Genomic DNA, 23,777 nt, shown 5'->3' on the forward strand with positions numbered 1-23,777 from the left:
AAAGATCACAATGTCAACAGTTAATTTCATAATTTGACAAACTTTTTTTATTTTCCCCTTTCCATTTATCTTATCCACCCACCTATTCCCTTTTACCTATAAGAAAACCAATCTATTAATGAACAACTTCCCACCGCCACTTTTCCACTACCAACAGCCAGCCAAGCCCGCCAGATCATTCCTGTCGAGCGACATTTGCAGGGACTTTAGAAAAACTTAGCCCCGGGAAATCCGCGTTATGAGCAGATCACTCACTGTCTGAGCGCAGCGAGTTTGAGTTATCTGCGAATGCTTTTAGCGGATTTCCCGGGGCTTAGCTTTTCTTAAGTCCCGAAACCGAGCCGACAGGAATGATCTGGCGGACTTGGCGTCCCTTATCCCCCGAAACCGAGCCGACAGGAATGATCTGACGGACTTGGCGTCCCTTAATCAGCGGTTAACGAGCATAAAATCCACTCTCCACCTCAACCGGCACAACCTTCTCCTCAACCCCCTCAATCCCAATAAAACTCTGCCTATACAACATCTCCACCATCCTGGCAAGATCCTCCCTGGTCCCCTGCGCCTCCATCTCGACACGCTCATCCCAGTTATTCCTCACCCATCCGGTCACTCCCAGAGAACTCGCAATATAACACGCCCGGTACCGAAACCCGACCCCCTGCACTCTCCCCGAAAACCAATAATGCTTCCTGATCAGATTCTCACTCATCTCCGACCCATGTCCCTCCTGCAAATTATTCTCCCCCCAGACTCCCCGGCCCTTCTCATACTCCCTGGTATCATCCTCACCCGTCTCAGAATCCTGAAGAAAAGTTCTATACTTCTTTTTCTTTCTATTACCAAATATACTCACTCAGTCATCCTCATCTCATCAGTCGCTCTACACATATACACCCCTACTCCCTGTTTTTCACAATCAAACTCTGATCACAAATCCATCTTTTCTCGCCTTAGCTTCCGGATACTCTCCAGAACGATAACCAAGTACACAATGGCCAATACCAATATAAGACTCCGGCACACCCCACTCAGCTTTCAGCGCTTTACCCTTTTCAGACGCAAACACTTCTCTCGCACGATGAATCCAGCAGGAATCCACACCAACTGCATGAGCCGCATTCATCAGATTTCCCATAACAAGACTTCCATTTTCCACACAAGTGCCCTGCTCACTGTCAGCAAAAACCACAATAACAGTCGATGCTCCATAAAACGGATCGCTCTTTGCCCCCATTACATCCGCATTCATTTTAGAAAGCTTCGCAACAAGCTCCGGATTCTGAGTCACTACCATAAGAGTTCCCTGCTGTCCCATTCCACTCGGCGCATACTCACCAGCTTCAAGAATCTCATTTAATACCTCTTCCGGCACAAGATCTTTCTTATATCCACGTACACTTCTGCGTTCTAAAAGATTTTTCATTGTTTCATTCATGTCAGTATCCTCCTGTATTTTCACATAGTAAACAGCAACAAATTTTCCTATATTATACCACCACCTTTGTCAAAACTCATCTATAATTTCACACTTTCACAGACAAATCATCCTTGCCCCCAGTCCCTATCTAGTCTATAATGGAAAGTATACTATTACGAGGTGTAACTTATATGAACAAAAAAGAAATTTCCGAAATCAAGAAGCAGTTCACACCAGAGAACTGCTCTATCACCCGCATTTGCGGATGCTATGTTGACGGAGAAAAGAACAAAAAAACCGAATTAAAAGAAGCATTTCTCTCCCTCTCCGAAGAAGAAATGTTCAAATATTTTGATATCTTCCGCAAATCCCTTTCCGGAACAATTGGGAAGAACCTGATGAACATGGAATTTCCTCTTGAACAGGAATCCGAAGGCGGAACTCAGCATTTCCTTATGAAACTGAGAGAAAGCAAACTTACAGACGATGCACTGGTCGAGAGTTTTTACGATAAAATCATCGAAAACTATGATTATCCGGAGAATTATTACATTATCCTGATTCATGGAGTATATGACATTCCCGGAAAATCCTCCGATGGTTCCGAAATGTTTGATGCCTCAGATGAAATTTACGAACACATTATGTGTTGCATCTGCCCGGTGAAACTTTCCAAAGCAGGACTTTGCTATAACGCGGAGACCAACAGCATTCAGGACCGCATCCGCGACTGGATCGTAGAACTTCCGGATGTTGCTTTTCTTTTCCCGCAGTTTAATGACCGCAGTACGGATATTCATGGAGTTCTTTATTATAGTAAGAACGTAAATGAACTCAGAGATATTTTTATTGATGAACTCCTTGGATGCAATGCCCCTCTCTCCGCCGGTGGACAGCGTGACTCTTTCAATGCACTGGTCGAAGATACACTTGGTGAGGACTGCAGCTATGATACGGTATTAAATATTCACGAGAAATTAAACGACCTGATTGAAGCTCAGAAAGATGAACCGGAGCCTGTAGTTCTGACTAAATCCGAAGTGAAACGTCTTTTCGAAGAATGTGGCGTAGAAGATGAGAAGTTACAGTCTTTTGACGAGCAGTATGAAATTACTGCCGGAGAAAAATCCTCTCTGGTTGCTTCTAATATTACCAATACACGAAGATTCGAGATTAAGACTCCTGATGTTGTCGTTCACGTAGACCCTGAACGTGCCGATCTCGTTGAGACACGCGTGATTGATGGACGAAAATGTCTTGTAATTCCAATGGAAGGTGAAGTCGAACTTAATGGCATTCGCGTACATACAGGAAGTGAAGATTCTTCGAACGAGGAATTCAGCGAAAAATTTAGCGAAGATTTCAGCAACGGAAGCCATATTAAAGCAAACGATGAATTCAGTGACACAATAGAGGAGGCATCTGATGCAGAATAATCGTAAACTATTATTTTTTGACATTGATAAGACTTTACTTACCCCTTATCCATGGGCTGTTCCGGCCAGTGCAAGAATTGCTTTAAAAAAAGCCCACGATAATGGACACCTGCTTTTTGTCAACTCCGGACGTACTTATGCCATGATTCCTGAAATAATCCGGAAGATTGGCTTTGACGGATATGTCTGTGGATGTGGCAGCCAGATTTATATGAATGGAGAACTTTTATTTTCCAGTTCAATTCCCAATTCACTCTGTCGTGAAATAATAGAAATACTAAGAAATTGCAAGATCCCCGCATTTTTTGAGCGTCCGGACAAAATTTTATATGATAACGGATCCTGTTCTCTTCCTGGTGCTATCCAGAATCTGAAAACAGAAGTTGAAGTAGAAGATTTATCTCTCTACACTTCCGAAATCTACCATAGTTTTACATTTGACAAGTTTCTGGCATTTCCTGCCGCAGACTCTGATACGGATACCTTCCGCAAATTTGTTGATGAACATTTTCTGTGTTTTATCCATGATGATAAAGCCTGGGAATTAACTCAGAAAAATTGCAGCAAGGCAACAGGGATCCAGTTTCTGGCTGACCGCCTGGGAGTATCAATCAAAGATACCTTTGCTTTTGGCGACAGCACAAATGATCTTCCTATGCTTCAGTTTGCCGGAAACAGCATTGCAATGGGTGATTCAGATCCTTTGATTCTTCCTCATTGCACTTACCAGACAACCAATATCGAGGATAATGGCATCGCTAATGCATTAAAGCATTTCCTCCTTATTTAATATAAAGCATATAGAAATAACATTTTTGAATATGTTATTTCTATATGCTCAGGAGAATCAATATGAGTATATTTAATCATGAATTTGATGCCGAAACTACACCTTTGTATTTTTCTCTTGCATTAACAAGATCTTATAACATCTACATTGTATACTTTCTGCTATTTATAGTCTGTATCACATGTTTTGGATATCCGGTTAATGTTCTTCCTGTCGCGGGGTGGCTGGCTGCATGTCTTCTTGCAAGACATTACATGAATCGTATCTTTATACGATGGAACTTTTTATTTTATGTTATCATTTCCACAGGATGGATTTCTTATTTCATCTATTATTATGGATGGAATGTTGGCGGTACCAGCTTTATCCTGCCGCTAATGTTAATTTCAATGTTTTCCCTGTATGATACAACCTTTAACAAAATTGCATTTGCAGTTTTTTTATTCATACTGAGAATGGCACTATTTTTTCATTGTCAGAATTATCCGCCAATATACGTCCTTACAGAAGCACATATGCTGATTGTACAAGTTTTAAATACTATTTTATCATTTGTGATCACGGGTGTGATCTGTCTGACATTCAGCGATAATCTTCAGAAAGCAGAGAAGCATCTCATGCTGTATAACATTGAATTAAGACAACAGGCCGGAACCGATCCTCTTACTACTCTGTATAACAGACGCCGTATGGAAGAGGTTCTGGAAAATCACATTAAAGCTAATCCTTATGAAAATTTCAGCATTGCCATTGGCGATATCGATTTTTTCAAAAAAATCAATGATACTTATGGTCATAATTGCGGCGATCAGGTTCTAAAATCTCTCGCAGAACTTTTTAAAGAAAAAACGCTTGGTTCAGGACACGTCTGCAGATGGGGCGGCGAAGAATTTCTCTTCTTCTTTCCGGGAATGAATCTTGACAATGCAAGTACAATCATGAATGAAATTAATATAGCAGTCAGCAAATGTATCATAACCTATAAAGATATTACAGTTCACGTAACTATGACTTTCGGTGTAGAAGAAAACGACTATCAGTCAAATATTTCAGAATTAATCAAACATGCGGATGATAAGCTTTATTACGGAAAAACACATGGGCGCGATACCGTAATTTCCTGATATTGCAGAACTTTCCGGTACCATTGCATTTTATGGCATCCACAAGGGTATTCCTGATTCGAGGTTTTTGCGCAATTCATCAGAAAATATTATTCTGGCAATGCAAAAGCAGCTATATGAGAAACGTTTTTTGTTTTCCATATAGCTGCTTTTATTATGTTACCTTATGTTTATTATTCATTACCACAATTCTCTGCGATACAGCAATATAATTTTCCTGTCTTATTCCGCAGCTTCTGTCGGTGTTGCTTCTGGTGTTTCTGTAGCTTCAGCTTCTTCTGTTGGTGTTACAGTTGCCTCTGTATCTTCTACTGCTTCTGTATCTTCTGCTGCCGGTGTCTCAGTTGCTTCAGCTTCCTCTTTCACATCAGCCTCCGGTGTTGGTGTTGCTTCTTCCGTTACTTCTGGTGTTGCTTCTGGTGATGGAGTAGGTGTCGAAGTTGGAGCTGTAAAAGTATGTTTATCTGTAATCTTAAGTGTCTTAAGAACTTTCTTTACTACTTTTACATCCGCATCATCCAGCCACTGATTTGTTGTCTCTGTGTAATATGTGCTCTCTTTGGAATTCTGAAGAGATTCTCTCTTGGATGCTGTTGCATCCTCATCATTAATCTTATCAAGTCTTACTACATAATATCCTGTATCAGTCTCAATAATATCATCTGCAACCTCTCCGTCTTTCAGCCCACGTAAAACACTAATAACTTCGTCCGGATATGCTGCCCCGCTGGAGTCTTCATCCTCATCTTCGCTTTCTTTAGTTGTAAAATTACCCTGTACTGCTGAGTAACTCTCATCTACTCCCTGAGCAACTTCGCTCATATCAGCTGTCGAATCTTCTTTCATTTTATCAAGAATCTCCTGAGCCTGTTCTTTCTTAGTTTCTTTATCTTCGTCTGTTACATCATCACCACTTGTAGAGATACTTACATAAGTAAAGGTTGTCTGATTTGCCTCATCATCAGAAACTGTGATATTTCCCTCTGCAACAATCGGGTCATACATCTTTTTCTGGATTGTCTGAAGCTCCAGTAATGTTTTTACCTGATCCTCTGTTACAGCGAGTTCTTTGATTGTCTCTTCGCTGTTTGCAGCCATAAACTGTGATGCAGCATCTGCGATTGCTGTTTCATCTTCATCTGTAAGTTCTACATTGTAATCAGATGCTTTCTCTTTCAGAATATACATTTTCTCAATGGATTCCAGACTGCTTGTCACTGCCTGATCACCATATGTCTCTCCAGAATCTTCATCTGCTGTCTGATCCCAGATATTATCCGCGCTTCCCATATAAGACATATACATGGCGGTTGTCCGCTGCTGCTGTTCACGCGCATAAAGGCTGACAACTCCAAGCGGAATATCTGTCCCGTCTACTGTAGCCACTGTTTTTGTTCCATCTAATGTTTTACTTCCGCAGCCTGTAAGCATACCAACTGACATCACACCTGCCAGTGCTACTACGGCTGTTCTCTTTGCCATTTCTTTCATTTCTTCCTCCATATTATCAGTCTGGTCTTTCTTCATGTCCCACTTTTCCAGACTGTGCTATTACTAGAGTATAAACTTTTTTCCTGCTGAGGGCAAGGTAAATTAAAAAATAAGTGCTATATTTCACATATTTATCACGATCGTGAATTATATCCTCACATGACTGAAGTCACGTGCTTCCAGACGCTTTAGGCGTCAGACTAAATATCGGCGGATACGCCTGTAACTTAGGTTTGCGCAGATATGCGCTTTTTCCCATGCCAGATATGGCAGGTCCCCACATTACAGGTAGTCCGCTGTATATCTGCCTGCATCTATGCAGCCATTAAGAGTCCCATCTCAGAACTGAGTTCCCTTAGATCTGCATAAACACATGAGGTTCTACGCTTTACTGCAGGGACTTTTGCCTCCAGCAAAGACCTTTCCGTTGCCGGAAGGGGTTTTAAAAGTTCACGGATAAAATATCTGGCCCCGATATTATAAGAAGCTGACAAGTCACAGTTATATCTTTTTCCCGTCTGAAATGCACAGAGGCTGTGATTTCTCCAGTCACGCAGGACTATCCCTGATCCATCATACGCAAGCCTGCTCGTATTCCATGCACAGATTCTGGATATGCGCATCCCTTTCCTGTGTGCCTGATGTTCACACCGTTTCTGGATATCCCGTTTTCTCCAAAGCTGCAGTTTCTGCCTCTTACTTCCCGATATCTTTCCGTTCATTTCCAGATACTCAAACACGATCACATCCGCATGATTTTCCCATGCATATTCTGCAACTGCCCCTGCGATCTTTCTGCTTAATTCTATATTCAGGCGTCTGGTGTATGCCCACCTTTCTCCTGCCTGCGCAGATCCATGTTCCCTCTGGAATCTCCGGATTCGTCCCAGTGTGCGGTACATACGGTCTTTTTCACTGGGGAAGTCAATAAACTTTCTCCCCAGGACAGTTCCGTCTGCCCGCATGATGGTACAGACTGCATCCGTATTGATTCCCAGATCCACACTGCAGATGATCTGCCCTTTAACAGGTGTCTGAGTAAGCGTCACTTCTTCTGTATAAGAAAAACGCAGGAAATATTTATGGTGTCTTTTCTCCAGTGCCGGCGCAGATGCCTTTTTCCCATACCAGTTCCTGCGCAGGTATTCCATATCCGTATGGCTTAAACACACACGGAACCATCTCCAGTCATGCCCGTCATACAGTTTCAGGTATGCCTCATCTTTTCCCTCTGTCCCTTCGCGGTACATCACATCCCGGTAAAAGACCGGCATGGCATGGTTTTCACAGGTAAAATTCGGTTTCCCAGAGAGTTCTCCCGCTGCCTCCCACTGTTCCATCCGGCTTTCATAGGACGATACACTTCCCAGTGCATGCTGGATGGCAGCTCTCCTGAGATAAGAAGGCATCTTCGGAAAACGGATGTCAAAATCAAAGTGGGCATGGTTCTTTTTCGTTGTGTGAATCAGATGTTCTGCTACATTAAAGCGTTTTTTTGCTTCCGGGATCATTTTCAGTTCTGCCCACACCTGTTCATAGATTTCCGTCAGATAGCTGACCGCCTGACGATAGATTTCCAGTGTCTGGCGGATTGGGATATTCTGTTTTCGTATTTCCACACCATAACTGGATACCGTCTGCATTTTCTTCTCCTCTGAACTGTTTTTTTATTTTGTGCTACTTAAATGAAAAACTAAATTCCAGCTGTGGATTATCTCAGTAAATATGCGGGATTAAATTCTGTAATGCACCTTAACAATTCCATTTTTTTGCCTTATAATGAACCTGTAAGCACCCATGATTTATGTTTTTATGCATACTAACCGGGCATCTGAAAATAGTGTGCAAGACTAAATTCCACATGCCTTATGTGCAAGACTAAATTCTGGTGCAGTGAAATCTGCCTGTGCTTTACTATTTTATTTTATAAGTTTTGGACTAAGCATAACATCATCAGGTGCGATTGCCTTTAATCCTAATGCTTTGTGCAGTTTGTTGTCCAAGAGTAAAAGAGAGAGTTCATATGGGCTATGTCCATTAAGACTGTCTCTTTTTTCGTTGTTTATGTGATTCATCATAAGTCTGACTTTCTCGTCATTTAAATCAGCGAATGAACTCCCTTTCGGACGGATGTAGCGGATATACTCGTGGTTCTTTTCGCAGGCACCTTTTTGCCAAAAGCTATACGGATCACAGTAAAAGACAGTCGTGCTTTTACTTCCGTCACAGAATTCCTCCATCTCTTCACGAGCTGAGAATTCTGAACCTCCATCCGTGAGAATCACCGGAAAAAGCTTTTTGAATGCATCCTGCCCCAGCACTGTTTCAAGCCATACAAAGACCTCTAACACGCATTCCTGGTCTTGATATTCCAACAGGAACATAAGCATAAGATTGCAGTTGCGGAATGTAAAGGTCAAGAGGGCACGGCTTTCGCCTTTCTTTCCTTCCACGCAGTCCATTTCCACAACATTTATATCTGGATGATCTTTCATATAATTCTGGAAATCTTCGTAGTTATGACCTTGACGATAAGAACGATCTTTTGCACTGGTCTGTGTAGGTTTCTTGCGTTTCTTATAACGTACAGAACGCCTTAAGTCACCATTGCGGACATCGAATACACAATCATTGATGTAGGAGTAAAGTGTTCTTCTGGAGCAACCCAATTCTTCTGCATGAGTAGCATAAATATGACCGATGGACTGATGTTTCTCCTTGATCAATGGAACCAATAAATCATTCATGGATTGAATGCTTTCCGGAGTCTGGTTAATGCCGGCTCTGCAATCGACTAGCACGCTACGGTACTCATCATGGGCATATTTGGATGAATAAAACCTTCTGGGCATAAGACAATGGGTCTTTTTACCACAGCCATTACATACGTAGGGTGGTTTATTCAGTTTCTCACATTCAGCTGTCTCATATGCGGGACATATATCAGTGCAGCGAAAGGATGGTTTTCTGCAAAGCTTACAATGAATGCCACACATCTTATCACACAAGCATGTCATCTTACAGTTCTTGCGATGAATACATGGCGGATGAGTGTAACCTGAATCCGGACGTTCTTTTGTATGTGCGTGGAGACGTACTTCCTTTGATATGGTAGATGGATTTTTACCAATAATTCGTCCAATTTCAGCGAAGCTTTTATTCTCAGTAAGACCTTTCTCGATATCAACACGCTGTTCAAATGTTAAATGTTTCTGATTGCCTTTATTCTTCATAATTATCTCCAATCTGCACAGGCAGGCAATCAGCTGCAAGTACATTATACGGAGTAATGCTTATCAAAGACAATATGGCAAATATGTATGCAAAAGTAACTTCGACCTATATGGAATTTACTCTTGCATTTGGTCCAAAACCGGAATTTAGTTTTTCATTTAAGTTTTATTTTGTGCTATGAACAAATTGTACTATAGATATCTTATTCTGTAAACATACGTTCTTTTTTTAACAAAAAAATTGCGCGTCTAACTCATCTAACTCATCACTGAAGTAACGAGAATGCGACGCGCGGTCATTCAAACACACTCTTCAGCCATATTCTTAAGTTCTTCTGCAAATTCCGTCAGCGCAGGAATCAGACTGCCCTGAGGTTCCAGGATAAATTTCGGTTCCTGCTCATTCTTAAACTGCAAGCTTCTTCTGTATTTCTGCATGAGAAGCGGAATCCCTTCCGGATTCAGCTTTGCTTTTTCATAAAGTGTAATGCGCACTGATTTTCCAGTCTGCTTAATTTCTGTCACATAGCCCTGATGTGCGATAGCTTTTAACTTCGCGATAGCAAGGAGATTCAGCACTGCCTTTCCAGGTTCACCAAAACGATCCAGAAGTTCCTCTAACATATCATCATAGTCCTGCTGCGTTTCGATTCCAGCGATTCGTTTATAAATATCAAGTTTCTGGAATTCATTGCTGATATAGGAATCCGGAATAAATGCATCGATATTGAGGTCAATCGATGTCTCAAAATCTTCCATTGTATGGATTCCTTTTGCCTCTTTGACTGCCTCGCTGAGCATCTTGCAATAGAGATCATATCCCACCGCATTCATATGTCCATGCTGCTGTGCACCCAGCAGATTTCCCGCGCCTCGAAGTTCCAGATCTCTCATGGCAATTTTAAATCCACTTCCCAGATCCGTATATTCACGAATAGCCGCCAGACGCTTCTCCGCAGTCTCCTTCAGCATCACGTTCTGCCTGTACATCAGGAATGCATACGCCGTTCTGTTAGATCGACCGATTCTTCCGCGAAGCTGATAAAGCTGGGAAAGTCCGTATCTGTCGGAATCATGGATGATCATGGTATTTACATTGGAAATATCCAGCCCTGTTTCAATGATCGTAGTCGAAACCAGTACATCAATATCACCATTTACAAACGCATACATGACATTCTCAAGTTCTCTCTCGCTCATCTGTCCATGTGCAAAATCCACCCTCGCATCCGGCACAAGTTTCGCTATGCGCAGGGCAACATCCGCAATATCCGTAACACGATTATAGACATAATAGACCTGTCCGCCCCTGCGCAGTTCTCTGTTGATCGCCTCCCGGACTGTCTCCTCATCATACTCCATAACATAGGTCTGAATCGGCATTCTGTCCATCGGCGGTTCCTCAAGGACACTCATATCACGAATTCCAATGAGGCTCATATGCAAAGTACGCGGAATCGGCGTTGCTGTCAAAGTCAGCACATCTACATCCTTTTTCAGCTGCTTGATTTTCTCTTTATGCGCAACCCCGAAACGCTGTTCCTCATCGATGATCAGAAGTCCAAGGTTCTTAAACTGTACATCCTTCGACAAGACTCTATGTGTTCCGATAATTACATCTACCTGTCCCTTTTTCAGGTCTTCAATCGCTTTCTTCTGCTGCGCCGGCGTACGGAAACGACAGAGAAGTTCCACTCGTACCGGGAACTCTTTCATTCGCTGTACAAAGGTGTTGTATATCTGCTGTGCAAGAATAGTTGTCGGGGCAAGATACGCCACCTGTCTGCTCTCCTGCACTTCCTTAAATGCGGCGCGCAGAGCAACCTCTGTTTTACCATAACCTACATCACCGCAGATCAGACGGTCCATGATTTTCGTGCTCTCCATATCCCGCTTGGCATCTTCAATGGCGCTAAGCTGATCTTCTGTCTCCTCATATGGAAACATTTCCTCGAACTCCCTCTGCCATACCGTATCAGGACCACAGACATAGCCTTCCTTTTCCTGACGTACCGCGTAGAGCTCTACCAGCTCTTTCGCAATATTTTTGACAGCTCCCCGGACCTTGCTTTTCGTCTTATTCCATTCCTGCGTTCCAAGCTTATTCAGTTTCGGAGTTTTTGCCGTATCACCGCCCGAGTATTTCTGAAGACAGTCTAACTGAGTTGCCAGAATATAAAGATTGCTGCCGCCACGATATTCAATCTTAATATAATCCTTAACGATCCTGTCCACTTCCACTTTCTCAATTCCGCGATAAATACCAAGCCCATGCTTCTCATGAACCACAAAATCCCCGATAGAAAGCTCTGCAAAATCCTGGATACGCTTTCCGTTATAATTCTTTTTCTTCTTTCTCTTCTTCTGTTCCTGACCAAAAATATCCGACTCTGTCATCACCGCAAATTTGATCAGTGGATATTCAAAGCCTTTTTTCGCATGACCATAAACCACCATGATCTCACCCGGCAGAATCTCCCTGTCATAATCCTGCCCGTAAAAAGCAGCCAGTCCTTCTTCCTGGAGATCCTTCGCCAGTCGTTCAGCTCTGGTACGGGAACCGGAGAGCAATGCGATCTTGTATCCCTGTTTCTTATACTGGTGAAGATCCTTTACCAGAAGTTCAAAGCTACTGTTATACGAACTGACTGATTTTACTTCCAGATAAAATTTCTCCCGGACCTTCCAGCCCGCCTGCTTCGGTTCCAGCGCACAGACAGAAATACAGTTTCTCTTATTTAATTCTTTCTGAAGTTCTTCAAAAGAACAAAGCCAGTTGTCCGGCAGATTCTGGCTGCCTTTTTCCTCGCGGTGCATACGGCTCTGGCGATATTCCTCTTCTACTGCTTCACCTTTCTCCGTCAGTCGATTCGGTTCATCCAGAAAAATAACCGATTTCTCCTTTGGAAAATAATCCAGGAAAGAAACCATATCAGATTCCCCGATATGTTCTACTGCCGGATAAATCGTAATCTCCTCCAGATTCTCGAGGGATCTCTGGCTCTCAGCGTCAAAACTTCGTATAGAATCGATCTCATCCCCCCACAGTTCGATTCTCCATGGATTTTCCTCTGTGAGGCAATAGATATCCACAATACCACCGCGAATAGAAAACTGTCCCGGCATTTCCACCTGACCTACACGCTCATATCCCAGATCCACCAGTTTATTTTTCAACTGATCCATGTCTATCGTACTGTCATTTTCATAATGAATCAGCTGGCTTTTTATTTTTTCCAGCGGTTCCAGGAAATCCATGCATCCGTCAATGCTTGTGACAACTGTAAGTTCCTTTTCCTCCAGCAATGCCCGGATTACTTTCATTCTCTGCCGGATCAGCAGATTTCCATGAATATCTGCCTGAAAGAATAGAAGATCCTTTGCCGGATAGGAATATATTTTCTTATCATAAAACCGGTAATCTTCATAGATTTCTCTGGCCCGGCGTTCATCTTCTGCCAGGATCAGACGATATGACGCAGTCTCGGAAAGACCGTACATCAGATGGGATTTCTGCGATTCCATACATCCCGAAACCTGCAGAATCCCCTTATTTGTTTTACTTTTTTCTTTAATCTGTTCAAACTCTGCAAGTCCCTGCAGAGGTGCCATAAATGCTTTCATATTCACCTCTTATATGTCTCCGATAAATAAATCTTTCTGCCATTCATTGCTATTCGTAAGTCCCACCCACTGCTTTTTGCTTCTCGCAATTGAAGCAGGGGACTTACTTGATTCGGTTAAAAATATTACGTCAAAAGTTCCAGAACACTGTGGCAAGATAAAAGCGGCACCTGTTTTCCTGCTGTAGCATCATTAACAGTCACCGCTTTTCTTCCTTTTCTTCCATTAAAAGCAGCCAGCATGTGCCACTTACCACTTTGCCGCTTCTTACTTCTGTGCAGGTACTTTTCTGTTATATTCGTTCATCGCCGCATCTACGCCCTGTGAGATCATGATATCCACAGCCTTTGCCGCTTTTTCTATTGCTTCATCCACAAGTTTTCTGTCTTCTGTGGAAAATCTGCCAAGTACATGATCTGCAAGATCCCATCCCTTTGGCTTAGCTCCTACACCTACTTTAATGCGCAGAAACTTCTCTGTGCCAAGCTGACGGATAATATCCTTAATTCCATTGTGTCCACCTGCACTTCCCTGCTTACGGATGCGAAGCTGTCCCGGTTCCAGATCAATATCATCATAAATAACAATCAGTTCTGTCTCCGGATCAATTTTGAAATAATTCGCCATCTCGCGGACAGGTCCGCCACTCAGGTTCATAAAAGAAAGAGGTTTCATAAGAATAACCTTTTCTCCGCCAATCATCGTTTTTCCGTACATGGCATTAAATTTCACGCCGCCCTGCGGAACATTGTAGTCCTCTACCAGATGATCAATGGTGTCAAATCCCATATTGTGCCGTGTTGCTTCATACTCTCTCCCGGGATTTCCCAGTCCCACTACTAAATACATATGCGCGTCTCCTAATTAAAATATACCATTTCGTCTTTCAGAGGTTCGCATTCTTTTGCATCACTTGCATAAAGCACAATGCCTTCGCCCTGATATTCTGTACGGTTTTCAAAAGCAACCTTTGCAGTTACCTCTACCCAGCTTCCTTCTTTGATATGAGATGCATTATCACTTCTGCACACATATCCAAGAAATGTAGTATCATCTGCACAGCAAGTCATTGCAACACGTCCCGGAACAAAGAATTTGCTTCCCATTCCACGAGGTTTCATAACACGACCTTTAAAGCGTACAGTTTTACCCACATATTTCTCCGGGTTATCCATTGCATCTACAAACCAGATTCCGTAATCTTCCGGCTGGATCTCAATGACAGGTGCATCAATATCAAACGGCATCTCATCCTGGAAAATGTCGTCCATTTCACCTTCTTCATCCTCAAAAATAACCTCTGCACTCTGATTTGCGACCTTAATTCCACGTCTGTATGCAGGAAGCGGATCTCCCTCTTTACAACGGTTAAATACAACCATATCTGTATTTCTCACCATATCCATGAACAGAGACTTCATATTTGCCATATAAACCTGATAAGTTGTCGCATCTACGCAGGTAATCTCCTGCTCAATACCCCAGCCGTCCGGAAGCTCCATCTGCTCGAATTTACTTACAAGCCACATTCCATTGTATTCGATCACAACACGTTCCGGCTGATGGATGATATCCATCGCAGCCAGACGCTGAGGAGTCAGATCTTCTTCATCCTCGATCACTTCTATAACTGTGTTTGTAAGTTTCAGTTTATCCATATCATATTCTTCTTCGCCTTCTTCGCAAAGAATCAGCAGTGTCTTTCCATCAATGGCGAAATAGTCCTGCTGTAATGTAAAATCCAGGAAAGTTGTCTTTCCACTCTCCAGAAATCCTGTTACCAAATAAATGGGAACTCTGATATCATCCATAATTCTATTTCCTTTATCCTGATTATTTTGTCACTGCGCTACGGTTTATCTGTAAGCCGTAACTTTTTTTATTACCGGACGCGGTAATTGTTTTTTATTCTGCAAGGCCAAATAACTCTGCAAGTTTATCTTCTTTCAATTTAGAACCAATCACGCAGAGACGGCCCGTATATTCCGGTGCTCCCTCACGAATCTCTGTTTCTTCCGGAACCATATCAAAGTAGATCCATGTTCCATCTTCTGCCGGAAGCATTCCTTTTGCACGAAGGATGATACCGTAATCTTCAGAAGCAGAAAGAGCTTCGAGCATTTTCTCAAGTCCTTCTCTTGTATACTTCTTAATTGTCTCGCGTCCCCAGCTTGTAAATACTTCATCTGCATGATGATGGTGATGATCATGGTGGTGATCATGTCCACAGCCACATTCATCATTGTGGTCATGATGATGATCATGGTCGTGATGGTCATGTCCGCAGCCGCATTCATCATCGTGATCATGGTGATGATGTTCATGCTCGTCGTGGTCATGTCCGCAGCCGCATTCATCATCGTGATCATGGTGATGATGTTCATGCTCGTCGTGGTCATGTCCGCAGCCACATTCATCATCGTGATCATGGTGATGATGTTCATGCTCGTCGTGGTCATGTCCGCAGCCACATTCATCATCATGGTCGTGATGATGGTGTTCGCCATGCTCATGTACATGTCCGCATTCCGGGCATACCTCTTCTTCTGCCATCAGTTCTTCTTCAAGAGATACCGGTTTCTCCATAACCTCAAGGATTTTCTTTCCATCCAGTTTCTCGATCGGAGTAGTGATAATTGCTGCTTTTGCATTGATTCCACGAAGAAGTTCCATTGCCTGCTGTGCTTTCTTCTCATCAATAATGTCTGTACGGCTCATAATGATTGCGCCGGCATATTCAACCTGATTGTTAAAGAACTCACCAAAGTTTCTCATGTACATTTTGCATTTCTTTGCATCTACTACAGTTGTGTAGCTGTTCAGTACGATATCTACATCTCCCTGAACACCCTGTACCGCTTTGATAACATCTGACAGTTTACCAACACCTGACGGCTCAATCAGGATTCTGTCCGGATGATATTTATCAACAACTTCTTTCAGAGAAGTTCCGAAGTCTCCAACCAGAGAACAGCAGATACATCCGGAATTCATTTCACGGATCTGGATTCCTGCTTCTTTCAGGAACCCACCGTCGATACCGATCTCACCGAATTCATTCTCAATCAGTACGACCTGCTCATCTGCATAAGCCTCTTTCAGAAGCTTCTTGATTAATGTAGTTTTACCGGCTCCAAGGAAACCGGAGATAATATCAATCTTAGTTGCCATCGTTTTGTTTCTCCTTTTCTATTTTTATGTTTTTTTACAAATTTATCTTGTAAGCAGATATGAAATAATTGTAACTGTTCAGTACCTCCACAGTTACGGTTAAAAATCGCCTTTGGCGATGGAGTTTTACCTTGTATGTCTCGGAATTTTGGCATATTCGCTTATATCCCATCTACTTATATATTTGTCCGTAACGCATTTATTATACACAAGCTTTCTTCCATATTCAAGCCTGTCCCACGCAAAGAAGGGGACATGATCCAATATCATGTCCCCTCTCGTATTTTAATGATCAACCGTTGATCATAAAGCTCATTAATTTATCAATATCTTCTTTCTCGTATGCAACGATCTCAAGTTCCGGAATCTCTCCGCCTGAGAAAATGTTTGCCAGAGACACATACTGGGATAATTTGGATTTAAGGTTCAGTCTGTCACCTTCGCCTGTTACTAATTCTACTCTTCCTTCGCAGCTGTCAACTACCTCAAAAAACTTCTCAATATCTTTAATGTTAGATACTTTCATGTTCATTCTCCTTTCAACATGTAAACTTTTCTCTCTATTCCTTGTTTTCGCGCTAATTATAACGCAGTTATATACAAAAAGCAATTATTGATTTTGCACGAATTTTCCAGGTATTCCATACGCTTAGTTATAATATCGCTAAATAACGCAAGTCCTGTTCCGGTCAAAACTTAATATGTTATTGTTCACTCCGCTCTTAGCAACATATCCCGTAGGATAATGGTGTCTGAGCAATAACCTTAATATACAAAAATTGCAACTCCATAAGCTGGCAGCGGATATGCAAATGAGAACTGTCTGTCATCGCATTCCTGTTTCACAGCCTTGAATATCTTTGGCTCTGTCAGTCCGTTCTCATCCATGATCAGCTTATACTGTTTCTTCTTCGGAACACCAACTCTGTAATCCGGACGGTCAACCGGTGTAAAGTTAACTACATACAGAATATTATTTCTCTTCGTCGGCGATTTTCTTACAAAGCTGAAAATACTTCTGTCTCCGTCATTGGCATTGATCCACTCAAAGCCTTCCGGATCATTATCAGCCGCATAGAGCGCCGGATATTTCTTATAAATAGTAAGAAGATCATGTACATAATTCTGCAGATCTTTATGAGGTTCCTCATTCAGCAGGAACCAGTCAAGTTCTCTCTCCTCACTCCACTCACGAAGCTGTCCGAATTCCTGTCCCATGAAAAGGAGCTTCTTACCCGGATGACAGGTCATAAAGGAATATGCCGCCTTTAAATTCTTGAATTTATCCGGCAGTTCGCCCGGCATCTTCTCAAGCATGGAGCATTTCAGATGAACCACTTCATCATGAGAAAGAACCAGTACATATCTCTCACTGTATGCATAAGTCATGGAGAATGTCATCTTATTATGATTGAATTTACGGAAATATGGATCCAGTTTCATATATTCCAGAAAGTCATTCATCCATCCCATGTTCCATTTCAGGCTGAATCCAAGTCCGTCTTTCTCAGCATCTCCTGTAACCATCGGCCATGCTGTCGATTCCTCAGCGATCATCACTGTTCCATGATTTCTGCCGAGAACAACGGTATTCAGATGTTTAAAGAATTCAATCGCTTCCAGGTTCTTGTTTCCTCCGTATTTATTCGCAACCCATTCTCCGTCTTTCTTACCATAGTCAAGGTAAAGCATAGAGGCAACCGCATCCACACGAAGTCCGTCTACATGACACTCTTCAATCCAGTAAAGAGCATTTGCGATCAGGAAGTTCTTAACCTCCGGGCGGCCATAATTGTAAATCTTAGTTCCCCAGTCAGGATGTTCTCCCTGTCTCGGATCTGCATGCTCATATACTGCAGTTCCGTCAAAATTCACCAGACCATGGGCATCTTTCGGGAAATGTGCAGGTACCCAGTCAAGAATAACGCCGATCTTATTCTGGTGGAAATAATCGATCATATATTTGAAATCCTGCGGTGTTCCGTATCTGGAAGTCGGTGCATAATATCCGGTTACCTGATATCCCCAGGAACCATCAAACGGATGCTCGGCGATTCCCATTAATTCTACATGAGTATAACCCATCTCTTTTACATATGCAGTCAGAGAATGTGCAAGTTCCCGATAATTATAGAATCCTTCTTCATTCTCCTCTGTCCACGGATGTTTCATCCAGGAACCCGGATGAACTTCATAGATTGCCATCGGCTGTACTGTCTCGTCAAACTTCTCTCTGTTCTTGATCCATGTGGCATCTTTCCATTTATAATCTGTAATGTCTACAATCCTGGATGCCGTTCCCGGACGCTTCTCAGCCGCATTTGCATACGGATCAGCTTTATAAAGCTTCTCTCCATGTGCTCCTACGATAAAGAATTTATATAACTGTCCAATCTTGGCTCCCGGAACAAACACTTCATAGACACCGATCGGTCCTACCTTCTTCATCGGACTGGCCTCTTCATCCCAGTCATTAAATTCACCAATTACAGATACTGACTGGGCATTTGGTGCCCAGACCGCAAAATATACGCCTTTTTTTCTTCGATATGTAGTAGGATGAGCGCCCAATTTCTTATATACTTCGTAATTGGTTCCCTGTCCAAACAAATACTGGTCTAAATCCGTAAATTTCATACTCTCGCCCATCTGGAGTCCTCCCTTAATATTCATGTTTCTATCTTTTCACGGATATGAAAATATTATTGCTCACTGCAACATAAACAATAACACAAGAAGAACCCTGCAAAGCAGGATTCTCAGCCTGCGGTGGATCGTTCCAGACAACATCTTCCTTACTGCTGCAATGCGATCCGGCCCGGCAGGGCTATGAACTGACTCTTAGTCATTCTATAAGCTTTATTATACCAACCCCCATTCGCTACGTCAATTAAAAATATGTGTATATTTAACAATTTTCATGCGTTTTTTGTGTTATTTTTGTAAAAAACACAAAAAGCAAAGAAACGCTGTCTTTCGCATTTCTTTGCTCTTTTTATTACTTTTTATTGTCCTTTAATATTCAGAGTCATCTCCGTAATCCACAGAATCGTCACTGTAATCTTCCGAAGAATCATCGCTGTAATCGCCGCTTCCGTCGTCATAGTTTCCATCTGAACTGCTGTCATCTGTACTTCCATCCTCACTTCCATCAGAATAATCTGAGTTTCCGTCAGAAGAATCTGATGAATCAGTTGTACCATCTGTGGAATCCGTAGAAGCTGCTGCATCTGCTCCGCCCTGATATCCGGGAACACCACCGTTGCTGAGTGTACTCGGCCAGAAATCAACATAACATGCATTCTGTAATGTTACATTCTTAGCTTCTGCCATCTCACTTACCGTCACAAGTTTATATCCTCTTGCAATAAGATCCGGAATCAGTCTTATGGCAGCCTGTACAGACGGCTCATGGATATCATGCATCAGGATAATTGTTCCATCTGTAAGATCTCCGTTCATTACTGCATTATAATCCGCATCCGCATCCATCAGCTTCCAGTCTTCCGTATCCAAAGACCACATAAAGAATGGTTTATTTACTGTATTATAAATATCTGTATTTCCATCTCCGTACGGTGCACGTGCTACTGTCGCTGCCTGTCCACAGGCCTGAGTCAGTGCATCATCCGTATCAGAAAACTGTTTGGCAACTGAATCAAGGTCAATCGTAGTCAGCTGTGTATGATCCCAGGAATGACTTCCGATCTCACAGCCAAGTTCCAGCATACGTTTCGGTGCATCCGGATATGCACTTACATTCTGTCCAAGCATAAAGAATGTTGCATGTGCATTATTCGCCTCCAGGCAATCCAGAAGCTCATCTGTATACTGTCCCGGACCATCATCAAAGGTCAATGCCAGCATCGGCCGTACCTGACTCGGATCATAAGATCCATCATCATTAAAGTAGTAATCTTTTACGCCCTTTGTCACCCATCCAGTCTGAATATATCCGTTTTCATCAAATGAATATGTCACACCGTCAATATCCTGAAATCCATTTGCAAAATATGTACCATCTGCATTCTGATACCACTTTCCGTTAGTATCTTCATGCCAGCCTGCTGTCATCGTGGAGATCTTATCCGTATCTGATTTACCCTTCAGTGGCTGTCTCACAGCCGCATCAGAATTAGCCTGAACCTCTTCCGTATCTGCCTGGGCCTGCACAGTCTGATTACTGCTTCCGCCTCCGGCTACATGATGAGCGATTGGAATAATGATTCCTCTCACCACAAATACAATAGCCAGAATCAGACCAAGCACGGAAAGTCCGATCTTCGTATAATGACGAATCATCATCTGGCGTTTTTTTCTGCGCATCCTCTCGCGCAAAACCCGCTTATCCATTGTTTCCTTTCCCCGTTTCTATTTACATTAATTTAGCCAAGAACGTTTATCTGCAACTGCTGAATAGCTTCATAAGTTACTGTCATTCTTTTTGTAACTTCAATCATAACTCATTTACCCGGCAAATACAATGCCAATTATTCGTTAACGTTCACTCCGTGCCCGGTAACGTTACTGTTCGCTCCGTTCGCAGTAACGTTGCCAAAATTCATTCCAGATTGCCTGCGGCAATGGAATTTTGGCTTGTATGTCTCGGGATTTTGGCATATTCATGCCAAAACACCTCGCGGAATAGTGGTGTGTGAACAGTAACCCGGTAACAATTATTCCACTTCTTCTGTCCCCAGTTCCTCTTCCAGATTTACGTCAACATCAGAACCACTCTGATTTGTGCTGCTATCGCTGTCATCTGAATTTCCCGCGTCATCTGAAGTATTCGTATCTTCTGTATCCGTCATATCCTGTTCACTGTCTGAGTCTGAATTTTTTGCAGCTGCTTCTGCATCATCCGCGATCACATCGCCATTCGCGACTTTATCACTAACGCTTGCATTCTTTATAATAAAATCCTCTACTCTGAGAAGACCAATTGATTCGTCTACATAAGTCTGCCCGTATGTTCCAACCAATTCTGCGATATCACCGGCACCCATCTGTTCCACCAGTTCCTCCTGCAGCTGAAGGCTCTCTTTATCATCAAGAGACAGCCCTTCCGCATCCATGATTCCCTGTACAATCAGATTCTGTTTCACTTTACCTTCTGCATACTGCTGACACTGCTCGTCAAAATCATCCTGGGAAATCCCCTGGCTGTCTATGAATTCCTCTAAAGTCATATCCGCTTGTTTTGCATAAACTTCCATACTGCTCTTAAACTCAGAAATTGCAGAATCCACATCCTCCTGCGGATACTCTTTCACTTCCGAATTCTCAAGTACTGTACTCCATGCAGTATTTTTAAGAACTTCCTGTGCTGAATTCTTCGCTTCTTCCTCCAGCTGGCTGCGAACGCTTTCCCGATATTCATCCACAGTCGTATAATCTGTATTCTTTGCTACCCACTCATCGGTAAGTTCACCTGCGCGGCGCACATTCTGTACAGTGACTTTATATACAACTTCCTGACCTGCCAGAGTTTCATCTGCGTAATCTGACGGAAAATCAATCTTGATTTCCTTTGTTTCGCCTTTCTTCATTCCGATTACGCCATTCTCAAACTCATCAAACATCTGCCCCTGACCAATCACAAAATCATAATTATTGGCAGTCCCGCCATCAAAAGTCTGTCCATTCTTAGTTCCCACATAGTTCACAGTTACCAGATCACCTTCTTTGGCACTGTCAGATACAGGTTCTGCTTTATCCTGCAGATCCTGGTCAATCTGTGCCTGCACATCATCATCTGTGATTGCATCCACTGTATTATCCAGAGTCAGTCCTTTATATTCTCCAATCGTAATATATTTATCTACATTCTCAACCGACACAAGCCTGGTTGTTCCCACTTCTGCTTTTTTATTATCGGCAGACTTTTCTGTTTTTGTATTGTCTGTAATAACAGCCGCACCATCACCACATGCGGATGCAGTTAGTGCAAAACAGGCCGCAAACATGGCAAGATATATTTTTTTCTTCATAATAAATAATACTCCCTTCTACATTCCCGGTACCGGAGTCGGTCTTGATGAATCCCATACCTCTGATACGTCAAAAAGATCACTGAGCATTTCAGGATTATAGTACATTCTGTATCCATCCAGATTTCTTCTTCCCTGACGGAAATAATCACCTGTAATCTGTACGAAATACTGGCTGGAATCTACATTACAGAAATAACGGTATCCCTGACTCTTATAAAATTCATATTTCTCATTATCAGCAGAATATCCTTCCCAGCTTCCGATATCTGCTCCAAATGCAAAGATGATCATATCTGTTTTCCCAAGAATCGGAGCGACATATTTCTGCCACTTTTTATCATCTCTCTTTAAATCATCCAGCGAAGTAGCTCCAACATCCTTATGTCCCCAGGTATGGCTGGCAAACTCCCAGCCCTCTGCTTTCATAGCCTTCGCTACCTTCTTTGCATTCTTTACTTCCTGCTTATAATCAAAATCCGGGTTCTCCTCCAGAAACTTCTTCTGGTCATCCTGGAGTTTCTTTCCTGTTTTATATGCAATGTCCGTACGATAGCCAAGAACGCCATTATAACCTGTCATCGCCAGGATACCTTTCCTTCCATGATAAGAAAAGTCCGGATGTTCTTTTACAAAGGTATCGATCAACGGAACCATATCGTAGTCTCCTGTGGAAATACTTCCGTCGTCCTCTATATATTCATTCTTAACTTCACCATTGGAATCCACAACAAGTTTTGACGCAAACCCATCTCCATCCATATAGTGATAGTAACTTACATCATCCTGTGATAAAACAAACGGAATCTTTCCCGGTGGCAGCATAATACTGCCTCTGGACATTGTTCCATCTTCATTTACAACTGCCATATCATGGGGGCTGACCATTACATAACCTTTATCATACATACTCTGTATGATCTTATTAAATTCATCAATTGTTGTCATATACTGATTATATCCGTCAGAATCCGACTCTCCGTCAAAAGCTTTCGAGGTGTCCTTAATCAGTGTATGGAAAAACACATGTGTGATTTGTTCGAGCGGATATTCTGTGCAGGTAGCTTTCGTGTTCTCATAATCAGCCACCGCATTCTGCATATCTGTATTACTATCATAATCCGGCTGACTTTTTAGAAGTTCTATGGCTCCATCATAATTGTACTGTGTTGCCATAAGTGAAGCCTGCTCCAGCGGAGATTCCTGTGTTTCAGCCTGCTCTCCCTCATTCAGGCTGGTATCCTGCTGCTCATTCTCTGTTGTATCAGTATTCTGTTCTGTATCAGCATCCTGACTACCATCTGTCTGTACTGTTCCCTTCTCTGTTTCTGTACTTCCAGCTTTGGAATTCAGGAACGGAATATCCTGTTCAAACGGAAGGATTCCGCACCCGCTAAATCCCAGTGATACGCATAAAACTGCTGCCATCACACATGCTGCTTTTTTTCTCATATTCTGCCCCTTTCAATTATGCGTCTCCTTTATTCTGTCAGCGAAC

17 protein-coding genes are annotated in these 23,777 nt (G+C 42.5%); 3 read left to right on the forward strand and 14 right to left on the reverse strand.

The genetic code is table 11. The features are described 5' to 3' along the window. Nucleotides 1–436: 436 nt before the first annotated feature. Nucleotides 437–856, reverse strand: a complete 420-nt coding sequence (locus tag AC058W_RS12520; protein WP_479390130.1) for an acylphosphatase — start codon at nt 854–856, stop codon at nt 437–439. Nucleotides 857–919: 63 nt separating this feature from the next. Beyond that, a complete protein-coding gene (locus AC058W_RS12525) occupies nt 920–1,438 on the reverse strand; it encodes a nitroreductase family protein (RefSeq protein WP_117846239.1) in 519 nt (172 codons plus the stop codon). A gap of 173 nt (nt 1,439–1,611) precedes the next feature. Between AC058W_RS12525 and AC058W_RS12530 the strand changes: the two genes are divergently transcribed. From AC058W_RS12530 to AC058W_RS12540, 3 genes are all read left to right on the forward strand, one after another. Continuing rightward, nucleotides 1,612–2,856, forward strand: coding sequence for a DUF4317 family protein (locus AC058W_RS12530; RefSeq protein ID WP_243098546.1), 1,245 nt, complete (start codon nt 1,612–1,614; stop codon nt 2,854–2,856). Next, the gene (locus AC058W_RS12535) at nt 2,846–3,646 is read left to right on the forward strand and encodes an HAD family hydrolase (protein ID WP_117677207.1); all 801 of its coding nucleotides are present in this window, start codon (nt 2,846–2,848) and stop codon (nt 3,644–3,646) included. Before AC058W_RS12530 ends, AC058W_RS12535 begins: the two co-directional genes overlap by 11 nt. A gap of 62 nt (nt 3,647–3,708) precedes the next feature. Further along, complete coding sequence (locus AC058W_RS12540; RefSeq protein ID WP_178761068.1) at nt 3,709–4,770, forward strand: GGDEF domain-containing protein; 1,062 nt, start codon at nt 3,709–3,711, stop codon at nt 4,768–4,770. 222 nt (nt 4,771–4,992) lie between these two features. Here AC058W_RS12540 and AC058W_RS12545 read toward each other — a convergent pair whose 3' ends face one another. From AC058W_RS12545 to AC058W_RS12600, 12 genes are all read right to left on the reverse strand, one after another. Then, complete coding sequence (locus tag AC058W_RS12545; RefSeq protein ID WP_479390131.1) at nt 4,993–6,297, reverse strand: peptidylprolyl isomerase; 1,305 nt, start codon at nt 6,295–6,297, stop codon at nt 4,993–4,995. Nucleotides 6,298–6,575: 278 nt separating this feature from the next. After that, on the reverse strand, nt 6,576–7,904 hold the full coding sequence (locus AC058W_RS12550; RefSeq protein ID WP_479390132.1) for a nuclease/transposase family protein: 1,329 nt from the start codon (nt 7,902–7,904) through the stop codon (nt 6,576–6,578). A gap of 276 nt (nt 7,905–8,180) precedes the next feature. After that, on the reverse strand, nt 8,181–9,494 hold the full coding sequence (locus tag AC058W_RS12555) for an IS30 family transposase (RefSeq protein WP_182438295.1): 1,314 nt from the start codon (nt 9,492–9,494) through the stop codon (nt 8,181–8,183). A 300-nt stretch (nt 9,495–9,794) separates the two neighbouring features. Next, nucleotides 9,795–13,118 (reverse strand): transcription-repair coupling factor, encoded by a 3,324-nt coding sequence (mfd, locus tag AC058W_RS12560; protein ID WP_479390133.1) that lies wholly within the window; start codon nt 13,116–13,118, stop codon nt 9,795–9,797. 267 nt (nt 13,119–13,385) lie between these two features. Beyond that, entirely contained in the window at nt 13,386–13,967 is a 582-nt protein-coding gene (gene pth, locus AC058W_RS12565) for an aminoacyl-tRNA hydrolase (protein ID WP_117677210.1), read from the reverse strand. Nucleotides 13,968–13,978: 11 nt separating this feature from the next. Then, complete coding sequence (locus AC058W_RS12570) at nt 13,979–14,929, reverse strand: TIGR03943 family putative permease subunit (RefSeq protein ID WP_117677211.1); 951 nt, start codon at nt 14,927–14,929, stop codon at nt 13,979–13,981. Between the two features lie 94 nt (nt 14,930–15,023). Next, a complete protein-coding gene (locus AC058W_RS12575; protein ID WP_118247977.1) occupies nt 15,024–16,289 on the reverse strand; it encodes a CobW family GTP-binding protein in 1,266 nt (421 codons plus the stop codon). Between the two features lie 292 nt (nt 16,290–16,581). Continuing rightward, nucleotides 16,582–16,815 (reverse strand): polya polymerase, encoded by a 234-nt coding sequence (locus AC058W_RS12580; RefSeq protein ID WP_117677213.1) that lies wholly within the window; start codon nt 16,813–16,815, stop codon nt 16,582–16,584. Nucleotides 16,816–17,054: 239 nt separating this feature from the next. Next, nucleotides 17,055–18,938, reverse strand: coding sequence for a 1,4-alpha-glucan branching protein GlgB (gene glgB, locus AC058W_RS12585; RefSeq protein ID WP_118420093.1), 1,884 nt, complete (start codon nt 18,936–18,938; stop codon nt 17,055–17,057). A gap of 366 nt (nt 18,939–19,304) precedes the next feature. Next, complete coding sequence (locus AC058W_RS12590; protein ID WP_243010105.1) at nt 19,305–20,615, reverse strand: polysaccharide deacetylase family protein; 1,311 nt, start codon at nt 20,613–20,615, stop codon at nt 19,305–19,307. Between the two features lie 350 nt (nt 20,616–20,965). Next, nucleotides 20,966–22,279 carry a trigger factor gene (tig, locus tag AC058W_RS12595; RefSeq protein ID WP_117846234.1) on the reverse strand — a complete coding sequence of 438 codons (1,314 nt, stop codon included), beginning with the start codon at nt 22,277–22,279 and terminating at the stop codon, nt 20,966–20,968. A gap of 18 nt (nt 22,280–22,297) precedes the next feature. After that, nucleotides 22,298–23,731, reverse strand: a complete 1,434-nt coding sequence (locus AC058W_RS12600) for a polysaccharide deacetylase family protein (RefSeq protein WP_118420096.1) — start codon at nt 23,729–23,731, stop codon at nt 22,298–22,300. Nucleotides 23,732–23,777: the final 46 nt, after the last annotated feature.

The sequence above is a fragment of the Blautia sp. CGZ-1-C1 genome (genome assembly GCF_056504575.1).